Source organism: Bradyrhizobium nitroreducens (genome assembly GCF_002776695.1).
Taxonomy (GTDB): domain Bacteria; phylum Pseudomonadota; class Alphaproteobacteria; order Rhizobiales; family Xanthobacteraceae; genus Bradyrhizobium; species Bradyrhizobium nitroreducens.
The window spans coordinates 690173-706981 of record NZ_LFJC01000003.1; the positions used below are offsets into that span (position 1 = coordinate 690173).

General features: G+C 65.1%; 16 protein-coding genes. 11 read left to right on the forward strand and 5 right to left on the reverse strand.

What is annotated here, in order from left to right; all coding sequences use genetic code 11:
- Window positions 1–13: 13 nt before the first annotated feature.
- The 4 genes from TSA1_RS03510 (at window position 14) to TSA1_RS03525 (ending at window position 5149) form a co-directional block, all read left to right on the forward strand.
- The gene (locus tag TSA1_RS03510; RefSeq protein ID WP_100175130.1) at window positions 14–1762 is read left to right on the forward strand and encodes a type I secretion system permease/ATPase; all 1749 of its coding nucleotides are present in this window, start codon (window positions 14–16) and stop codon (window positions 1760–1762) included.
- Window positions 1763–1772: 10 nt separating this feature from the next.
- A complete protein-coding gene (locus tag TSA1_RS03515) occupies window positions 1773–3107 on the forward strand; it encodes an HlyD family type I secretion periplasmic adaptor subunit (protein ID WP_100175131.1) in 1335 nt (444 codons plus the stop codon).
- Window positions 3108–3324: 217 nt separating this feature from the next.
- Entirely contained in the window at window positions 3325–4794 is a 1470-nt protein-coding gene (locus TSA1_RS03520) for an AMP nucleosidase (protein WP_100175132.1), read from the forward strand.
- 46 nt (window positions 4795–4840) lie between these two features.
- Complete coding sequence (locus tag TSA1_RS03525; RefSeq protein WP_245448094.1) at window positions 4841–5149, forward strand: DUF1488 family protein; 309 nt, start codon at window positions 4841–4843, stop codon at window positions 5147–5149.
- Between the two features lie 197 nt (window positions 5150–5346).
- On the opposite strand, the gene TSA1_RS03530 is transcribed toward TSA1_RS03525, so the two are convergent.
- Window positions 5347–5829, reverse strand: coding sequence for a CinA family protein (locus TSA1_RS03530; protein WP_100175133.1), 483 nt, complete (start codon window positions 5827–5829; stop codon window positions 5347–5349).
- Window positions 5830–5997: 168 nt separating this feature from the next.
- Between TSA1_RS03530 and TSA1_RS03535 the strand changes: the two genes are divergently transcribed.
- From TSA1_RS03535 to TSA1_RS03545, 3 genes are read left to right on the forward strand one after another with little or no spacing between them, the layout of a single operon-like run.
- The gene (locus tag TSA1_RS03535) at window positions 5998–7056 is read left to right on the forward strand and encodes an amidohydrolase family protein (RefSeq protein WP_100175134.1); all 1059 of its coding nucleotides are present in this window, start codon (window positions 5998–6000) and stop codon (window positions 7054–7056) included.
- A 25-nt stretch (window positions 7057–7081) separates the two neighbouring features.
- Window positions 7082–8194, forward strand: a complete 1113-nt coding sequence (locus tag TSA1_RS03540) for an amidohydrolase family protein (protein ID WP_100175135.1) — start codon at window positions 7082–7084, stop codon at window positions 8192–8194.
- A gap of 53 nt (window positions 8195–8247) precedes the next feature.
- Window positions 8248–8661, forward strand: coding sequence for a Rieske (2Fe-2S) protein (locus TSA1_RS03545; RefSeq protein ID WP_100175136.1), 414 nt, complete (start codon window positions 8248–8250; stop codon window positions 8659–8661).
- A gap of 175 nt (window positions 8662–8836) precedes the next feature.
- Here TSA1_RS03545 and tcuC read toward each other — a convergent pair whose 3' ends face one another.
- Both tcuC and TSA1_RS03555 read right to left on the reverse strand, forming a co-directional pair.
- Window positions 8837–10168 carry an MFS transporter gene (gene tcuC, locus TSA1_RS03550; protein WP_100175137.1) on the reverse strand — a complete coding sequence of 444 codons (1332 nt, stop codon included), beginning with the start codon at window positions 10166–10168 and terminating at the stop codon, window positions 8837–8839.
- Window positions 10169–10309: 141 nt separating this feature from the next.
- Window positions 10310–11209 carry a transcriptional regulator GcvA gene (locus TSA1_RS03555; RefSeq protein WP_100175138.1) on the reverse strand — a complete coding sequence of 300 codons (900 nt, stop codon included), beginning with the start codon at window positions 11207–11209 and terminating at the stop codon, window positions 10310–10312.
- A 110-nt stretch (window positions 11210–11319) separates the two neighbouring features.
- On the opposite strand from TSA1_RS03555, the gene TSA1_RS03560 reads away from it, so the two are divergent.
- From TSA1_RS03560 to TSA1_RS03570, 3 genes are all read left to right on the forward strand, one after another.
- Window positions 11320–11523: a DUF1127 domain-containing protein gene (locus tag TSA1_RS03560; protein ID WP_100175139.1), complete on the forward strand. Its 204-nt coding sequence runs from the start codon at window positions 11320–11322 to the stop codon at window positions 11521–11523.
- Window positions 11524–11592: 69 nt separating this feature from the next.
- Complete coding sequence (locus TSA1_RS03565) at window positions 11593–12216, forward strand: GNAT family N-acetyltransferase (protein ID WP_100175140.1); 624 nt, start codon at window positions 11593–11595, stop codon at window positions 12214–12216.
- Between the two features lie 100 nt (window positions 12217–12316).
- The gene (locus TSA1_RS03570) at window positions 12317–13024 is read left to right on the forward strand and encodes a hypothetical protein (RefSeq protein ID WP_161497182.1); all 708 of its coding nucleotides are present in this window, start codon (window positions 12317–12319) and stop codon (window positions 13022–13024) included.
- Window positions 13025–13102: 78 nt separating this feature from the next.
- Here TSA1_RS03570 and TSA1_RS03575 read toward each other — a convergent pair whose 3' ends face one another.
- Window positions 13103–13933, reverse strand: coding sequence for an enoyl-CoA hydratase (locus TSA1_RS03575; RefSeq protein ID WP_100175142.1), 831 nt, complete (start codon window positions 13931–13933; stop codon window positions 13103–13105).
- 118 nt (window positions 13934–14051) lie between these two features.
- Entirely contained in the window at window positions 14052–14753 is a 702-nt protein-coding gene (locus TSA1_RS03580) for an SDR family oxidoreductase (RefSeq protein ID WP_100175143.1), read from the reverse strand.
- A 232-nt stretch (window positions 14754–14985) separates the two neighbouring features.
- Here TSA1_RS03580 and TSA1_RS03585 point away from each other — a divergent pair, with 232 nt between their 5' ends.
- Window positions 14986–16770 carry an acyl-CoA dehydrogenase family protein gene (locus TSA1_RS03585; protein ID WP_100175144.1) on the forward strand — a complete coding sequence of 595 codons (1785 nt, stop codon included), beginning with the start codon at window positions 14986–14988 and terminating at the stop codon, window positions 16768–16770.
- The last annotated feature ends 39 nt before the right edge of the window (window positions 16771–16809 follow it).

Consider the following 16809-nt stretch of genomic DNA (forward strand, 5'->3'; position numbering starts at 1 on the left):
AGAGATCACACTGATGGCAGCCGGTCCTGGCGTCCGCCGTTCAGAGCTCGGTGACGCCTTGCGCGCTTGTCGCACCGCGTTCATCGGCGTTGGCTTGATGAGCTGCATGATCAACCTGCTCTATCTGACCGGGTCGATCTTCATGCTGGAGGTCTACGATCGGGTGCTGCCGAGCCGCAGCGTCCCAACCCTGGTCGGCCTGATCATCCTCGCCAGCTTCCTCTATATGGCGCAGGGCGTGCTCGACATGATCCGCAACCGGATCCTGGGTCGGATCGGCACCGCTCTGGACGAGGCCCTCAACAAGCGCGTGTTCGACACCATCGTGCGCCTGCCGCTGCTGGTCGGCAGCCGCAACGAGGGGCTGCAGCCGCTGCGCGATCTCGACAATGTCCGCTCCTTCCTCGGCGGCATGGGCCCGAGCGCGTTCTTCGATCTGCCCTGGCTGCCGCTGTATCTCGCCATCTGCTTCGCCTTCCATGTCATGATCGGCGTCACCGCACTGGTCGGCGCCATCATCCTGGTCGGCCTGACGCTGGTCACCGAATTCATGTCCCGCCAGCCGGCGAAGGAGGCGATGGGCCTTGCCGCCCAGCGCAACGATCTCGCCCAGTCGAGCCGCCGCAATGCCGAAGTCATGGTGGCGATGGGCATGACCGGCCGGATGAACGCGCGCTGGAGCGAGGCCAACGAAAAATATCTCGCCGGCAATCAGCGCGCGAGCGACGTCGCCGGCGGTCTCGGTGCGGTCGCCAAGGTGCTGCGCATGATGCTGCAATCGGCCGTGCTCGCGGTCGGCGCCTATCTCGTCATCCACCAGGAAGCGACCGCCGGCATCATCATCGCCGGCTCGATCCTCTCCGCCCGCGCGCTGGCGCCGGTCGATCTCGCCATTGCGCACTGGAAATCCTTCGTCGCGGCGCGCCAGAGCTGGCACCGCCTCACCCGCCTGCTGGAGCAGATGCCGGCGCAGACGATGCCGACCCAGCTGCAGGCGCCCACCAGCCGGCTCTCGGTCGAAGGCGTCGCCATGGTGCCCCCGGGCGACCAGCGCCTCATCGTTCAGGACATCACCTTCGCGCTCGCCGCGGGCAACGGCCTCGGCGTGATCGGCCCGAGCGGTTCCGGCAAGTCGTCGCTGATCCGCGCGCTGGTCGGCGTCTGGCAGCCGGTGCGCGGCAAGGTGCGGCTCGACGGCGCGGCGCTCGATCAATGGTCGTCCGACATGCTTGGCCGGCACATCGGCTATCTGCCGCAGGACGTCGAATTGTTCGGCGGCACCATCGCGCAGAACATCAGCCGGTTCGATCCCGAGGCGACATCCGAGGCCATCATCGCCGCGGCGAAGGAAGCCGGCGTGCACGAGATGATCATCAAGATGCGCGAGGGCTACAACACGCAAGTCGGCGAGCAGGGCACCGCGCTCTCCGCCGGCCAGGCGCAGCGCGTGGCGCTGGCGCGCGCGCTCTATGGCAACCCCTTCCTGATCGTGCTCGACGAACCCAACTCCAACCTCGACACCGAAGGCGACGAGGCGCTGACCCGCGCCGTCCGCGCCGCGCGCGAGCGCGGCGCCATCGTCGTCGTGGTGGCGCACCGCCCGATCGGCGTCGAGGCGGTCGACCAGGTGCTGGTGCTGCGCGACGGCCGCATGCAGGCGTTCGGCCCGAAGGAGCAGGTGCTCGCCCAGGTGCTGCAGCCGCGCGTGACCCCGCCGGCCCCGATCAAGATCGTCAGCGAAGGCGGAGTGGCCAAGCCATGAGTACAAAGCCATGAGTACGATGGCCATCGGCGGCGCGAAGCCGGCCCCGAAGAAGACCGTGCGCGAGTCCATCAGGTTCCACCTCCTGCTCGGACTTGGCATCGTGCTCGTGCTGGTCGTCGGTCTCGGCGGCTGGGCCTCGACCGTGCTGATCTCGGGCGCGCTGATCGCGCCCGGCCAGATCGTGGTCGAATCCAACGTCAAGAAGGTGCAGCATCCGACTGGCGGCGTGGTCGGCGAGGTGCGCGCCCGCGACGGCGACCTGGTCAAGGCCGGCGACATCGTGGTGCGGCTCGACGACACGGTCACCAAGGCGAACCTTGCCATCGTCACCAAGAATCTCGACGCCGCGCAGGCGCGTGCAGCGCGCCTGCAGGCCGAGCAGCGTGGTGTCGACAGGATCGAATTTCCGCAAGCCCTGCTCGATCGCGCCAATGATCCCGACGTCAAGCTGCTGCTGTCCGCCGAGACCAAGCTGTTCGACGTCCGCGTCAACGGCCGTACCGGACAGAAGGCCCAGCTTCGCGAGCGCATCACCCAGCTCAACGAGGAGATCGCGGGTCTCAGCGCCCAGGAGAAGGCCAAGGATCAGGAGATTGCGCTGGTGCAGAACGAGCTCACCGGCGTGCGCGAGCTCTACGACAAGCGTCTGGTGCAGATCTCGCGGCTGACCCAGCTCGAGCGCGACTCCGCACGTCTCAACGGCGAGCGCGCGCAGTACATCGCCTCGCGTGCCCAGGCCAAGGGCAAGATCACCGAGACCGAGCTCCAGATCATCCAGGTCGACAAGGACGTGGTGAGCGAGGTCTCCAAGGATTTGCGCGAGACCAACGACAAGATCGGCGAGCTGATCGAGCGCAAGGTCGCCGCCGAAGACCAGCTCCGCCGCATCGACATCCGCGCGCCGCAGGACGGCATGGTGTTGCAATCCAACGTGCACACTGTCGGCGGCGTTGTGACCGCCGGCGACGCGCTGATGCTGATCGTGCCGCAGGCCGACGATCTCCAGGTCGAGGCCAAGGTCAATCCGGTCGACATCGACAAGCTTCAGATCGGCCAGAAGACGCTGCTGCGCCTCTCCGCGTTCAACCAGCGCACCACGCCCGAGCTGAACGGCCTCGTCAGCCGCGTCTCCCCCGACGTCACCACTGACCAGCGCACCGGCCAGAGCTACTATACCATCCGTGTCACGATGCCGGCCGAAGAGATCGCCCGCCTCGGCGACGTCAAGATGATTCCCGGCATGCCCGTGGAGGCCTTCGTCCAGACTGGCGACCGCACCATGCTGTCCTATCTGATGAAGCCGCTGCACGACCAGCTGATGCGCGCATTCCGGGAGAAGTGACGCGCGAAAGCGCGTCATCCCGGAGCGCGCTTAGCGCGCATCCGGGATCCCGTGCCGCAAATTCGCTCTCGTAAGGTGGGCAAAGGCGCAAAGCGCCGTGCCCACGATCTTTCTCCGATACGACGAGATGGTGGGCACGCTTCGCTTTGCCCACCCTACGGCACCGCCTTCTTTGCTATAGTTCGACTCAGAGCTCCAAATAGCCCGGCGGTCGAACATGCAATCTCCCCCCTCCATCGCCACCAAATCCTTCTCCGACGCGTCCCTCGCCGTCGCGCGGCTCGAAGAGATCTACGAGCGCAACACGAAATTCCTGCGCGAACGGTTCGAAGCCTATGTCGGCGGCGAGGCGATCACCACGCGGGTGCGCGCCTATTATCCCTTCGTGCGCATCACGACTGCGACGCATGCGCGGCTGGATTCGCGGCTCGCCTACGGCTTCGTCGCCGGGCCCGGCGTGCACGAGACCAGCGTGACGCGGCCGGATCTGTTCCGCAGCTATCTCACCGAGCAGATCGGCCTCCTGATCCAGAATCACGGCGTGCCCGTGGAGATCGGCGAATCCGCCGAGCCGATCCCGATCCACTTCGCCTATCGTCGCGACATCAACATCGAGGCTGCCATCACCACCAGCGAGAACTCGCCCGTGGCGCGGTCGCTGCGTGACGCCTTCGACGTGCCCGATCTTGCCACCATGGACGATTCCATCGCAGACGGCACCTTCGAGCTCCTGCCCGGTGCGCCCGAGCCGCTGTCCCTGTTTCGGGCCGCCCGCGTCGATTACTCGCTGCGCCGGCTCTATCACTACACCGGCACCGATCCCGAGCACTTCCAGAACTTCGTGATCTTCACCAACTACCAGTTCTATGTCGACGCCTTCGCGCAAGCCTGCCAGCAGCGGCTTCAGTCCGGCGAGGCCGGCCTCGAAGCCTTCGTCGCGCCCGGCAATGTGATTACGCGCAGCGGCGGCGCGACGAGCGGGGACGCGCCTTCACGCATGCCGCAGATGCCGGCCTTCCACCTGGTCACATCAGGCTATCGCGGCATCACGCTGATCAACATCGGCACCGGCCCCTCCAACGCGCGCAACGTCACCGACCACGTCGCGGTGCTGCGCCCGCACGCCTGGCTGATGCTCGGCCATTGTGCGGGCTTGCGCAACACGCAGCGCCTCGGCGACTACGTGCTCGCCCATGGTTACGTGCGCGAGGACCACGTGCTCGATCGCGAGCTGCCGCTGTGGGTGCCGATCCCGGCGCTCGCCGAGATGCAGGTTGCGCTCGAAGAGGCAGTCGAGGACGTCACCGGCCTCGAAGGTTTCGAGCTCAAGCGCCTGATGCGCACGGGCACGGTGGCGAGCGTCGACAATCGCAATTGGGAGATTTCCGGCCCCGAGGTGATCCGCCGGCTGTCGCAGTCGCGCGCCGTCGCGCTCGACATGGAATCGGCCGCGATCGCCGCCAACGGCTATCGCTTCCGCGTGCCCTACGGCACGCTGCTCTGCGTCTCCGACAAGCCACTGCACGGCGAGATCAAGCTCGCCGGCATGGCCAGCGAATTCTACCGCCGCCGCGTCGGCCAGCATCTCGAGATCGGCCTGAAGGCGCTGGAGCGGCTCAAGCAGCAGGAGTCGGAGCGGCTGCATTCGCGAAAGCTCCGCAGTTTTGCCGAAGTCGCGTTCCAGTAGGGCGAAGCGGCAGCTTTGCCGCTGACAAGCCGGACGATTTTCAGCATTGTCCGGCGCGGGGCTCGACTGGGACGACTTGATGCCGCTGACGCGCGACAGGATCATCGGCCATGACCTCGAACGGCTGGCCTTTCGCTTCACCATGCTCAATGACGACGAGGTCGTGCAGTGCCAGATCAGCGACGCTGCGATGGACGAGCTCGCGGGCATGCAGGGCACCGAAAGCAGCGCGCGGCAGGCGCAGTTCCTGTCGCTGCGCGAGACCATCGAGCGGATCGCGTCGGATGTTTACGACGAGGGGCCGCGGGTGCACGGCTATGTGGTGCGGATCTTCATGCGGCATTTGGGGCGGTGAGATTGAAATGGGCCGCGAGCCCAAATTCTCCCCGTCACCCTGAGGTGGCCGCTTCTTCAGCGGCCCTCGAAGGGCGACGGCCCCGCTGCACCTCGGCCGTTCATCCTTCGAGGCTCTCCACGTGGCGCGTTGCGCCACGTGTCTCGCACCTCAGGATGACGGTATTGAAAGCGTGATCGCTGCGAGGGATACCACCATCACCCCTCCAGCTTCCTCAACAACAACCTCAGCGCCGTCGCCGCAAACACCTGCATGTTCGCGAACCGCTCGTTTTCACCCGTCTCCAGCGTCATCACCTCCGTCACAGGTCCGCTCACCGCCATGCAGCTGTGGCCGGCGGCGTCGCCGTAGCGGTTGCCGGTGGGGCCGGCTGCGCCGGTCTCGGACAGGCCCCAGTCGGAGTTGAAGCGACTGCGCATCTGCTCCGCCAGCAGTTGCGCATAGGGCTCCGACGAGGAGCGAAAGCCCTTCATTCCTTCGTCCGAAATATCCATCAGCACGCGCCGGGCATCGCGGGTGTAGACGACGGCCCCGCCGAGGTAATAGGCGGAGGCGCCGGGGACCGCGAGCAGGCTCGCCGAGATCAGGCCGCCGGTCGAGGATTCGGCCACCGCAATGGTCTGTTTGCGCGCGATCAGTTGGGCCGCGACCTGTTCCGCAATGCCGACGAGCTCTTTCATCCCTTGATCCTCCCATGCCTCGCAACCGAGCTGCGCCTTCCTAGCATATGCCAATCGCCTTGGCCGAGTTGCGGACGACGGGCAGGCCTGCTTGAATGGCAGGCGCAAGACAGCGCGGTGAAGCGCTGCGCAAAGTAACGTCACGAGGAAACGCAACGAGGAGACGTGATGGCGTCCCTGATCGCCGGCGGGGTGGATTGCGATGTGCATCCAGCCGTGCCGCATCTGACCAGCCTGCTGCCGTACCTGAACGATTATTGGCGCGATCAGGTGACGACGCGCGGCATGGTTGATCTCGTCTCGCAGTCCTATCCGCAGAATTCGCCGATCACGGCGCGTCCGGATTGGCGCCCCGAGACCGGCAAGCCCGGCGAGAGCCTTGCGGACATGCAGCGCCACGTGCTCGATCCCTTTCAGTTCGGCTACGCCATCTGCAACCCGCTCTACGGCGTGCAGATGGTGTTTTCGGAAGACATGCAGGCCGCCTTCTGCCGCGCGCTGAACGAATGGCTGGCGAAGGAATGGCTCGATCGTGACGCGCGGCTGCGCGGTTCGATCGTGATCCCGACTCAGAGCGTCGAGAAAGCTGTCGCCGAGATCGAGCGCTGCGCGCAGGACAAGCGCTTCGTTCAGGTGCTGATGCTGGTCATGGGCGACACGCCGCTCGGCAAGCGCGCGCTGTGGCCGATCTATGAAGCCGCGGAACGGCTGGAACTTCCGATCGGCATCCACGCCGGTTCCGCCTATCACAATCCGCCGACCGCGGTGGGGTGGGGGTCCTACCACATCGAGGATTATGTCGGTCAGGCCCAGGCATTCCAGACCCAGCTCACCAGCCTGATCGTCGAGGGCGTATTCGCCAAATATCCTGGGCTGAAGATGGTGATGCTGGAGTCCGGCGTCTCCTGGATCTCGCCCTATCTCTGGCGCCTGCACAAGTTCTGGCGCGGGGTGCGGATGGAGACGCCGTGGGTCGATCGCGCGCCACTGGATATTGTGCGCAGCAACATCCGCTTCTCGTTACAGCCATTTGATGCGCCGCCAGACGAGGCGACATTAAATCGCCTGTTTGATCATATGCAGTCCGACGAATTGGTCCTATTCTCCACGGACTATCCGCACTGGCAGTTCGACGGCCAGGACGCGCTGCCCGACGGTCTGTCCCCCGATCTCGTGCGCAAGATCATGATCGACAATCCGCATGCGACCTATCCCCGCCTGAAATGAGCCCGCTGCCAAAGGAGGCAAGGCGATGAATATCCAGTTCCGCGAGAACCAAGAAGCCGCTTCCCCACTGGCCGTCAAAACCGCAATCGCGGACTGCGACATCCATCCGGCACGCGCCACCCGCACCGAACTCTATCCCTACCTCGCCAAACGCTGGCAGCATCATCTCGAAGTTTATGGGGTCCATGCCTATCAGGGCATGATGGAAGGACCGCCTTACCCAAAGGCGCAGCCCAATGCCTCGCGGCGGGATGCTTATCCGCCGGAAGGCGGCCCGCAGGGCTCCTCCCTCTCCTTCATGCAGAAGCAGCTGCTCGATCCCAACAACGTGCAGCTGGGCGTGCTCAATCCGCTGGGCACCGGGCAGGGCATCCGCAATCACGAGCTGTCGGCGGCGCTATGCTCGGCGATCAACGACTGGCAGATCGACAAATGGACCAGCAGGGACAAGCGGCTGAAGGCATCCATCGTCGTCGGCAACGAGGACGGCCTCTCGGCCGCCGCCGAAATCCGCGAGCGTGCCGGCGACAGGAATTTCGTCCAGGTGCTGTTGCTCAGCCGCAATGTCGAGCCGCTCGGCCAGCGCCGCTATTGGCCGATCTATCAGGCCGCGGAGGAAGCCGGCCTTCCGGTCGGCGTCCACGCCTTCGGCTTCGGCGGCAACCCGATCACGCCGTCGGGCTGGCCGTCCTATTACATCGAGGAGATGGTGGGGCACTCGCAATGCCAGCAATCGGCGCTGGCGAGCCTCGTGCTGGAGGGCGTGTTCGAGCGCTTCCCGAAACTGAAGATGGTGATGATCGAGGCCGGCTTCGGCTGGGCGCCGTCGCTGGCGTGGCGGCTCGACAAGGTCTGGCGGCGGCTGCGCAGCGAGGTGCCGCACGTCAAACGACCGCCGTCGGAATACATCCGCGAGCAGGTGTGGTGGACCACGCAGCCGATGGAGGATCCTGAAAGGCGCGAGGATCTGTTCGACGTCATCAACTGGATCGGCTGGGACCGCCTCCTGTTCGCGACCGACTATCCGCATTGGGACTATGACGAGCCGTCGCGCGTCTTGCCGGCCGGCGTCAGCGAGGCCAATCGCGAGGCGTTCTATCTCGGCAATGCGCGCAAGCTATATGGGATAGCCGCATGATCCGAAAAAGAGTGAAGCGGTTCTTCGATAAGATCATGCGGAAGACATAAAGCATGGCGCGTCATGTGATTGCGGCGGTCGACGAGCTTCCGCCGGGCACGCGAAAATTCCTGGAGATCGACGGGCGGCCGATCGCGGTCTTCAACATCAAGGGCGAATATTTCGGCCTGATGAACCGCTGCCCGCATCAGGGCGCGGCGCTGTGCGAGGGGCCGCTGATCGGGCTCGCGCAGTCGAGCGAGCCCGGCGAGATCGAATATACAAAACACGGCGAGATCATCCGCTGCCCCTGGCACGGATGGGAGTTCGACATCCGCACCGGCCAGTCCTATTGCGACCCCCGCCGTTTCCGCGTGAAGGCCTATCCGACCCATGTCGAGCCCGGCGCCAGCGTGGTGAAAGGGCCTTATGTCGCCGAGACTGTTCCGGTGAGCGTCGAGAGCGACTACGTGGTGGTGGAGCTATAGCCCCACTGCGCGGGAGCTGCGCTCCCTCGCCCCGTTTTTACGGGGAGAGGGTTGGGGTGAGGGGCCTCTCTCCGCACGCGAGATTGCCGATGGACCTGTACCCCCTCACCCGGAATCCGCGCTTCGCGCGCATTCCGACCTCTCCCCGCAAGCGGGGAGAGGTGAAGACAAACCATTAATGTCCCGCTACCGGCTCCGGCACCGCATCATACGTCGGCACCGCCTTGCCGCCGCCGCGATACACGGTCGAAGCCGCGATGATGCCGAGCAGCGCGGCGAACATCAGCCAGAAGCCGGGCGAGGCCTTGTCGCCGGTGCGCTCGATCAGCCAGGTCGAGGCGAACGGCGTGAAGGTGCCGAACAGCGCGGCGGCAAGCGCGAACGCAAGCGAGAAGCAGGTGGTGCGCACATGCGCCGGCACGATCTCGACCAGCGCGCCCAGCATGGTGCCGCTGTAGACGCCGAAATAGAACGAGAACATCATCTCGACCGCGAGCAGCTTGCCGAAGGTCGGCGCCGCCACCAGCCAGTGCAGCGCCGGATAGGCCGTCGCCAGCGACAGGCAGGCGATCGTGATCAGCACCGGCTTGCGGCCGATGCGGTCGGACAGCGCGCCGCCGACCGGATTCCAGAAGAAGTTGGTGACGGCGACGAGCAGCGTCACCAGCAGCGCATCCTGCGTCGACAGCTTCAGCACGGTCTTGCCGAAGGTCGGCGTGTACACTGTGACGAAGTAGAACGTCGTCGTGGTCAGGATCGCGATCATCATGCCGAGCAGCACGATGCGCCAGTTGGCGAGCGCGGAGGCGAACACTTCGCTGGCGGTCGGATGCTTTTTCATGGCGAGGAAGGCCGGCGTTTCCTCCAGCGTCCGTCGCAGCACGAAGATCAAGGGAATGATCAGGCAGCCGACGAAGAAGGGAATGCGCCAGCCCCAGGCGGCGACGGTGTCGGCCGGCATCACCTCGGACAGGAGATAGCCAAGGATCGAGGCCACGAAGATCGCGACCTGCTGGCTCGACGACTGGAACGAGGTGTAGAAGCCGCGGTTGCCGGGCGTCGAGATCTCCGCGAGATACACCGACACGCCGCCGAGCTCGACGCCGGCGGAGAAGCCTTGCAGCAGGCGGCCGATCAGCACGATAACGGGCGCGGCGATGCCGATGGTCGCATAGCTCGGACAGAACGCGATGACGACGGTGCCGATAGCCATGATCCCGAGCGTGACGATCAGGCCCTGGCGGCGGCCGATGCGGTCGATGTAAGCCCCGAGCACGATCGCACCGACGGGCCGCATCAGGGCGCCGAGCCAGAACACGCCGAACGTGTTGAGCAGCGACGCCGTCTCGTTGGTCGAGGGGAAGAACGCCTTGCCGATCGCGGCGGCATAGAAGCCGAACAGGAAGAAGTCGAACTGCTCGAGGAAATTGCCGCTCGTGGCGCGCAGGATCGCGCCGATGCGCGACTTGATGGCGGGCGGATTGGTTGATGTGGCTGGTCCAGCCATGGCGTTGCTCCCTTGGATAGGCGTGGCCGGACCGGGAATTCATCTCACGGCAAGGCGACAGAGGCTGCGACAATCTGTCCTACCCCTTCCCGCGCGAGACGGGGCGAGTCAATCCGTTTTGCGGAGGAAGCTGCTGATTTTTCAGGTCTTATTTTGCGTTGCAGCAATCAGCCATTGGCGGAACGCGGTCAGCTTCGGTGCATCGCGGCGCCCCTCCGGCGCAACCAGGTAGAAGCCGGCGTCGGCCGGCAGCGCAATCTTGAAGGGCACGACGAGCCGGCCCTTGGCGATGTCGTCCTGGACGTAGGAGGTGCGCCCCATCGCGACGCCGATGCCGTCGATCGCGGCCTGGATGGTCATGAAAATCATGTCGAAGGTGATGCCGGGATGCCGCGCGATATCGGCCGGCAGGCCCGCCGCGGTCAGCCAGAGCCGCCAGTCATCGCTATTGGCGTTGGACGTGTGCAGCAGCGGATGGTTTCGGAGGTCTTCAGGCCGGCGCAGCGGCTTGTCGCCGCGCAGCAGGGACGGGCTGCACACCGGAAACAGCTCGTCCGCCATCAGCCAGTCGGCGCGCAGGCCCGGCCATTGGCCGCGGCCATAGCGGATCGCCGCATCGACATTGTCGCGTTGGAAGTCGACCAGGCTGGTCGAGGTGGTGATGCGCACGTCGATGCCGGGATGCTGCTCCTGGAAATCGGTCAACCGCGGCAGCAGCCATTTCGCGGCCAGTGAGGCCAGGGTCGAGACCGTCAGCACCTTGTCGTCGTCCTTGCGCAGCAGCCGGTCGGTGGCGAGGCGCAAATCGTTGAAGGCAGCGCGCACCCCCGGGAGGTAGTCGCGCGCCTCCGGCGTCAGCGCCAGCGCGCGGTTCTGCCGGATGAACAGGCGGATGCCGAGCTCCTCCTCGAGCCTGCGGATCTGATGGCTGATCGCGGTCTGCGTCACGTTCAGCTCGCTCGCCGCCAGCGTGAAGCTGAGATGGCGCGCGGCGGCCTCAAACGCCCGCAATCCGTTCAGGGACGGCAATCTGGCAGTCATTTGGCAGCAGGATACATGACGTTATTTCATGCGAACGGGTACAAATTGTCGTTTGTCGCAGTGCAACGAGAGGCAGATATTAGCGGTCAGGTTAGCTCCAGGAGCTGAAAATGTCTACTTTGACCCACAACTCGATGACAAATCATCATGCGCCCGGCCTGATTGAGCAGGTCGGTGAGATCCTCCACGTCTGGCACGAGCGCTACCGGACCAGGCGCGAGCTCACCCAATGGACCGCGCGTGATCTCCAGGACGTCGGACTGTCCTGGAGCGACATCGCCTTCGAGGCGGACAAACCCTTCTGGCGGGCCTGATTGGCCGCCGGGCCGGCGCCGCCTGACGACAGGGGCGCCGGCGGTCCCTTTTTGTGAAGGGTTCGTGTCATGAGCACGCTACGCCTCGAAGACCTCAAGCAATATTCGGACACGCTGCGCACCCGCGACGGCACGGCGCTCGACGTCCGCTTCGTCGAGCCGCGCGACACTGACGAGCTCCAGCACTATTTCCGCTCGCTCTCGACCCGCTCCCGCTACAACCGCTTCTTCGGCGCCATCAGCGAGCTTCCGAAAGGGCTGCTGCATGACTTCCTCGAGATTGGCGAGCGCGATCGTTTCACCGTCGTCGCGACCATGATGGTCGACGGCTTCGAGACCATCGTCGCCGAAGCGCGCTATGCTTTGCATGCCGAAACCGCGACGTTGGAATTCGGGCTGTCGGTCGACGATCGCTGGCAGGGCCACGGCATCGCCACCGCGCTGATGAAGAATCTCGAATGCCGCGCGGCTGCGCTCGGCGCCGAGCACATGTTCGGCGACACGCTGCGCTCCAACGAGACCATGGTCTCGCTCGCGCGCAAATCCGGCTTCACCTTCGTCAATCATCCTGACGACTGGAAGCTGGTGCGTTTCGACAAGGAGATCCGCGTCGCGCCGAAAGACATCCCATGCGCAAGCTGGCGCCTCGCCGCGCTTTCCCGTCAGGCCGATAGCCCCTCAGCCTCGGCCTGACACCACTGAGACGCCCGGCCTGGTCATCCAGCGCCGGGCTTTTTTTGCGCTCGTGCTGAATGGCGTCGCCGGCCCGGCTCTACTTGCGCGGATCAGCCGATTGTCAAACGCGCGGCCGCCCTCTAGCTTCGTGGAAAAGGTCGATCCGGCCGTTCTTTGTTCGCCAGAGAACTGGAAAACCTCTCGTCATATGCGTGTTGTCATCCTCCCACTGTTGCTGCTGAGTCTGCTCGCGTCTCCGCGGAGGGTGGAAGCACTGGACTGCCCGATTCCGCCGGGCATCTGGTCCCAATCGGCTGCCAGTGATGAAGTCTCCGCTGAACAAAAACGCCGCAATAGCGAAGATCGCTGGAGTATCTATCGGCTTGAGCGGGCACCAATCATATTTCGCGGCCGCGTCGTTTCTGCGCGCGATCTCTCCGATATCAGCAAGACGAATATCCCAACCAGTCTGCTCATCTTCGATCGCGTCGAAATCCTGAAGGGGCGCTTATTCACGGCCGCGAGAGATCGAAAAGCTTTCGTCATCAGCGAAAGATGGTGCGATGGCAGCTGCGCCGGCAGGAAAGCAACAGCAGATTGGCTGCCTGGCAAGTTTGTTGGTGTGGCGGCCTATCCTAACACGTTTGCCGATCCGTCGAAGGCGGCGGAGGCCACCACCAAACGGGTTGTCTACCGCGGCCGAATCGATGCGATGTTCGGACCATGCGATGGCGGGTTTCTAAGTGAACGGGCTCTGGAGCTTCTCGCTAATCCCGATGAAGTCGCTCGGATAAAGCGCGAAGTCGCACCGCGTCGCGCCCACTGACGCATCCCGTTATCCTGAGAGCTCGCGACCCATAGGATCACAAGCTCTCAGAGTGACGGTCGGAGGCTTGCGACGTCCCTACTTCCCCGCGAACACCGGCTTCCGCTTCTCGATGAAGGCCTGGACGGCTTCCTTGTGGTCGGCGGTCGTGGTCAGGCGCACCAGCCGCTCGGCTTCGTGATCCCTGGCGGTTTCGAAGTCGAACAACACGGCCTCGTCCAGATTGTCCTTCATGTAGCGCAGCGCGAGGCGCGGGCCTTCGGCGAGCGACTTTGCCAGTGCGAAGGCTTCCATCTGCAATTTGTCGTCGGGCACCACGCGGTTGACGAGGCCGATTGTCTCGGCGCGCGCGGCATCGACGCGGTCGCCGGTGAACATCAATTCGCGCGCCCGCGCGGTGCCGACGAGGCGGGTGAGCAGCCAGGCGATGCCGTAATCGCCTGACAGTGCGATGCGGGCATAGCCGGTGGCGACGAAGGCCGATTGCGCGGCGATGCGGATGTCGCAGGCCATGGCGATCGCGAGCCCGGCGCCGACCGCGGGGCCGGGCAGGGCTGCGATGGTCGGCTTGCGCACCGACACCAGCGCGCCCGTCAGCAGCCGCTGCCGCTCCTGGAGATCGGCGATCCTCTCCTCCAGCGACATCTCCAGCTTCTTCGGGTCGCGATGCGCGCCCATGCCCTTGACGTTGCCGCCCGCGCAGAAGGCTTCACCCGCGCCGGTGATCAAGAGCGCGCCGACATTGCGGTCTTCGCCGCAGCTCCGGATCATCGCGCGCAGCGCCGGTGTCAGCGCGTCCGACAGCGAATTGCGCGCCTCCGGCCGGTTCAGCGTGATGATTGCGACCCGGTCGCGGATCGTACAGAGGAGCTCGTTGGTGCCGGTATCGACATTGGTTTCCGTGGTCATTGTTTCTCCCTGCTCTCATAGAGTGGGCGAAGCGAAGCTTGCCCACCACCTTTGTCCGCATGCGTGAGATCGTGGGCACGGCGCGATGCGTCTTTGCCCACCCTAAGGCATTCCGCCTTCAAAACTTCTCCACCCAGGGCCGCAGCTCGAGCTCCCAGCTCCAGGCGCTGCGCGGCTGCTGCAGCACGTTCCAATAGCTCTGCGCGATCGCATCGGGATCGAGCATCGAGTCCGGCTTGTCATCGGGCTCCGTCCGTGCGGCGCTGCGGATGCCGCCGTCGATCACGAAATGCGCGACATGGATACCCTGCGGCGACAATTCGCGCGCCAGGCTTTGCGCCAGCCCGCGCAGCGCGAACTTGCCCATCGCGAACGAGGCCGATTGCGCGTAGCCCTTGACGCTGGCGGAGGCGCCGGTGAACAGGATCGCGCCGTGCTTGTTCGGCAGCATGCGCTTGGCCGCCTGCTGCGCCACCAGGAAGCCGCCATAGGCGCTGACCGCGATCGCCTGTGCGACATCGGCCGGGACCAGGTCGACGAACGGCCCGCGGGTGCGGCCGCTGGCGTTGTAGACCACGAGATCCGGCGTGCCGATCTCGCGCTCGACGAGGCCGAACAGCCGCTCGACCTCGTCAGGATCGGTGGCGTTGCAGGCATAGGCTTTCGCGCCGGTCTCGCTACAGAGCGCGCCGAGCTTCTCGATCTTTCGCGCCGCCAGTGCGACGCGAATGCCTTGCGCGGTAAGCAATCGCGCCAATGAGGCACTCAGCCCTTCGCCGGCACCGACGATGAGGGCGATCTTGTATTTGGGGTGTTCCATGGCGTGATCTCTTCAGGACGAGGAGCCGTTGATCTATGCATGGGCCGCGCGAACAACCAGCCGGCGCGATCACAATTCCGCAGAGCGAATTGCTCCGTCGCGGCGATCATGCCGCCCTGACAATTTGCGGCTTTATCGCACTCCGCGGCTGGAGCATGATCGACATCATCTCAAGCGGCAAGCGCCAAATCAGCGCAAAATGTCCGCAAGGCGGAAACGATAGAGGACGATCATGCACAAGCCGGTCTCAGCACAGCCGAAACACGCCGCGGCCGAGCCCTCTGGCCTGCTGGCGCCGGATACCACCGGCATGAACTTCTACCGCGCCGATCCGGCGCTGACGGATCTGCTCCGCATCCATCTGCCGGAGAATCTGTTCCGTCACATCGAGCCGCATCTCGATCGCCTCGGCGCGCTCGCCGGCGGCCGGCTCGACGAATGCGCGCGCCTCGCCGACCGGCACACGCCTATCCTGCACCAGCGCGACAAGTTCGGCCGCGACATGCAGTCGATCGAATACCACCCGGCCTATCGTGAGCTGGAGAATGCCGCGTTCGGCGAGTTCGGCATCCACGCACTCTCGATCCGCAAGGGCATCATGGGCTGGCCGGACAAATATCCCGTGGCCGCCAAGCACGCGTTCACCTTTCTGTTCAACCAGACCGAATTCGGCATGGGCTGCCCGATCAACGTCACCGACGGCTGCGCAAAACTGCTGGCGAATTTCGGCAGCGAGGCGTTGAAGGCCAGGTATCTCGACGGGCTGACCTCGACCGACATGAGCAAGCTGACGCAAGGCGGTCAGTTCATGACCGAGAAGGAAGGCGGCTCCGACGTCGGTACGCTGACCACGCGCGCGGTGCAGGAGGGCGACCATTGGCGCCTCTACGGCGAAAAATGGTTCTGCTCGAATGCCGATGCGAAGGTCGTGATGCTGCTGGCACGCCCCGAAGGCGCCGGCCCCGGCACGCGCGGCGTCGGCCTGTTCCTGATGCCGCGCTTCCTCGACGACGGCGCGCAGAACCACTACCGGATCGTGCGCCTGAAGGACAAGCTCGGCACGCGATCGATGGCCTCGGGGGAGATCAAGCTCGAAGGCGCGATCGCCTATACGGTCGGCAAGCTCGACCGCGGCTTCGTGCAGATGGCCGAGATGGTGAACTCGTCGCGGCTCTCCAACGGCGTCAAATCCACCGCGCTGATGCGCCGCGCCTATCACGACGCCATGACGGTTGCGAAGAATCGCGTGGTGTTCGGCAGTCGCATCATCGACCTGCCGCTGGGGCGGCGGCAGATGCTGAAGATCATGCTGCCGGTCGAGCAGGCGCTGTCGATGAGCTTCCTCACCGCCGATGCGCTCGACCGCGCCGAGGCCGGCAGCCAGGATGCGGCGGCCCTGCTGCGCATTCTGACGCCGACATTGAAATTCCGCGCCACGCGCGATGCGCGGAAGGTCTGCGGCGATGCGCTCGAGATGCGCGGCGGCATCGGCTATATCGAGGAATTCGCCACGCCCCGCCTGCTGCGCGATGCGCATCTCGGCTCGGTCTGGGAAGGCACCGGCAACATCGTCGCGATCGACGCGCTGCGGCGCGCGGTCGGCCGCCATGGCGCGGAAGCCGCGCTCGCCGCCGATCTGCATGCGCGGCTCGCCGACAGCGCGTCGGTGCCGCAGGCCTGGCGCGACAGGCTGCGTGGTCTCGTCGATCGTGCGGTCGGCTTCGCGCGCGAGGTTGCGGCGAGATCGGAGAACGAAGCCGATGCGCGTCGTGCGACCAGCCTGCTCTATCACGTTGCCAGTGCGGTGGCGCTCGCTTGGGAGGCACACCGCATCCACGAGATGCGCGGCGATGCGCGGCGGCTGCTGCTGTCGCGCCTCGTGATCGATCATCGGGTGTTGCCGGGCGATCCGTTCCGGCTGACGGAAAATGCCGCGCAGGCGAAGATCGCTGCATTGCTGCTCGGCGATCGTGACGCCGGCATGAGCGAGGTTGGCGAACTGGTTCTGACGGCGTAGGCTGCGCTTCAAGCTCAACCAAAGAAACGCGACAGGGAG

Coding starts and splice junctions, on each gene's coding strand:
- TSA1_RS03575 (WP_100175142.1), bottom strand. CDS start 13,933: ATGACCACGGAAACCAATGTCGATACCGGCACCAACGAGCTCCTCTGT.
- TSA1_RS03555 (WP_100175138.1), bottom strand. CDS start 11,209: ATGACTGCCAGATTGCCGTCCCTGAACGGATTGCGGGCGTTTGAGGCC.
- TSA1_RS03565 (WP_100175140.1), top strand. CDS start 11,593: ATGAGCACGCTACGCCTCGAAGACCTCAAGCAATATTCGGACACGCTG.
- TSA1_RS03560 (WP_100175139.1), top strand. CDS start 11,320: ATGTCTACTTTGACCCACAACTCGATGACAAATCATCATGCGCCCGGC.
- TSA1_RS03535 (WP_100175134.1), top strand. CDS start 5,998: ATGGCGTCCCTGATCGCCGGCGGGGTGGATTGCGATGTGCATCCAGCC.
- TSA1_RS03580 (WP_100175143.1), bottom strand. CDS start 14,753: ATGGAACACCCCAAATACAAGATCGCCCTCATCGTCGGTGCCGGCGAA.
- TSA1_RS03545 (WP_100175136.1), top strand. CDS start 8,248: ATGGCGCGTCATGTGATTGCGGCGGTCGACGAGCTTCCGCCGGGCACG.
- TSA1_RS03510 (WP_100175130.1), top strand. CDS start 14: ATGGCAGCCGGTCCTGGCGTCCGCCGTTCAGAGCTCGGTGACGCCTTG.
- TSA1_RS03540 (WP_100175135.1), top strand. CDS start 7,082: ATGAATATCCAGTTCCGCGAGAACCAAGAAGCCGCTTCCCCACTGGCC.
- TSA1_RS03515 (WP_100175131.1), top strand. CDS start 1,773: ATGAGTACGATGGCCATCGGCGGCGCGAAGCCGGCCCCGAAGAAGACC.
- TSA1_RS03530 (WP_100175133.1), bottom strand. CDS start 5,829: ATGAAAGAGCTCGTCGGCATTGCGGAACAGGTCGCGGCCCAACTGATC.
- TSA1_RS03585 (WP_100175144.1), top strand. CDS start 14,986: ATGCACAAGCCGGTCTCAGCACAGCCGAAACACGCCGCGGCCGAGCCC.
- tcuC (WP_100175137.1), bottom strand. CDS start 10,168: ATGGCTGGACCAGCCACATCAACCAATCCGCCCGCCATCAAGTCGCGC.
- TSA1_RS03520 (WP_100175132.1), top strand. CDS start 3,325: ATGCAATCTCCCCCCTCCATCGCCACCAAATCCTTCTCCGACGCGTCC.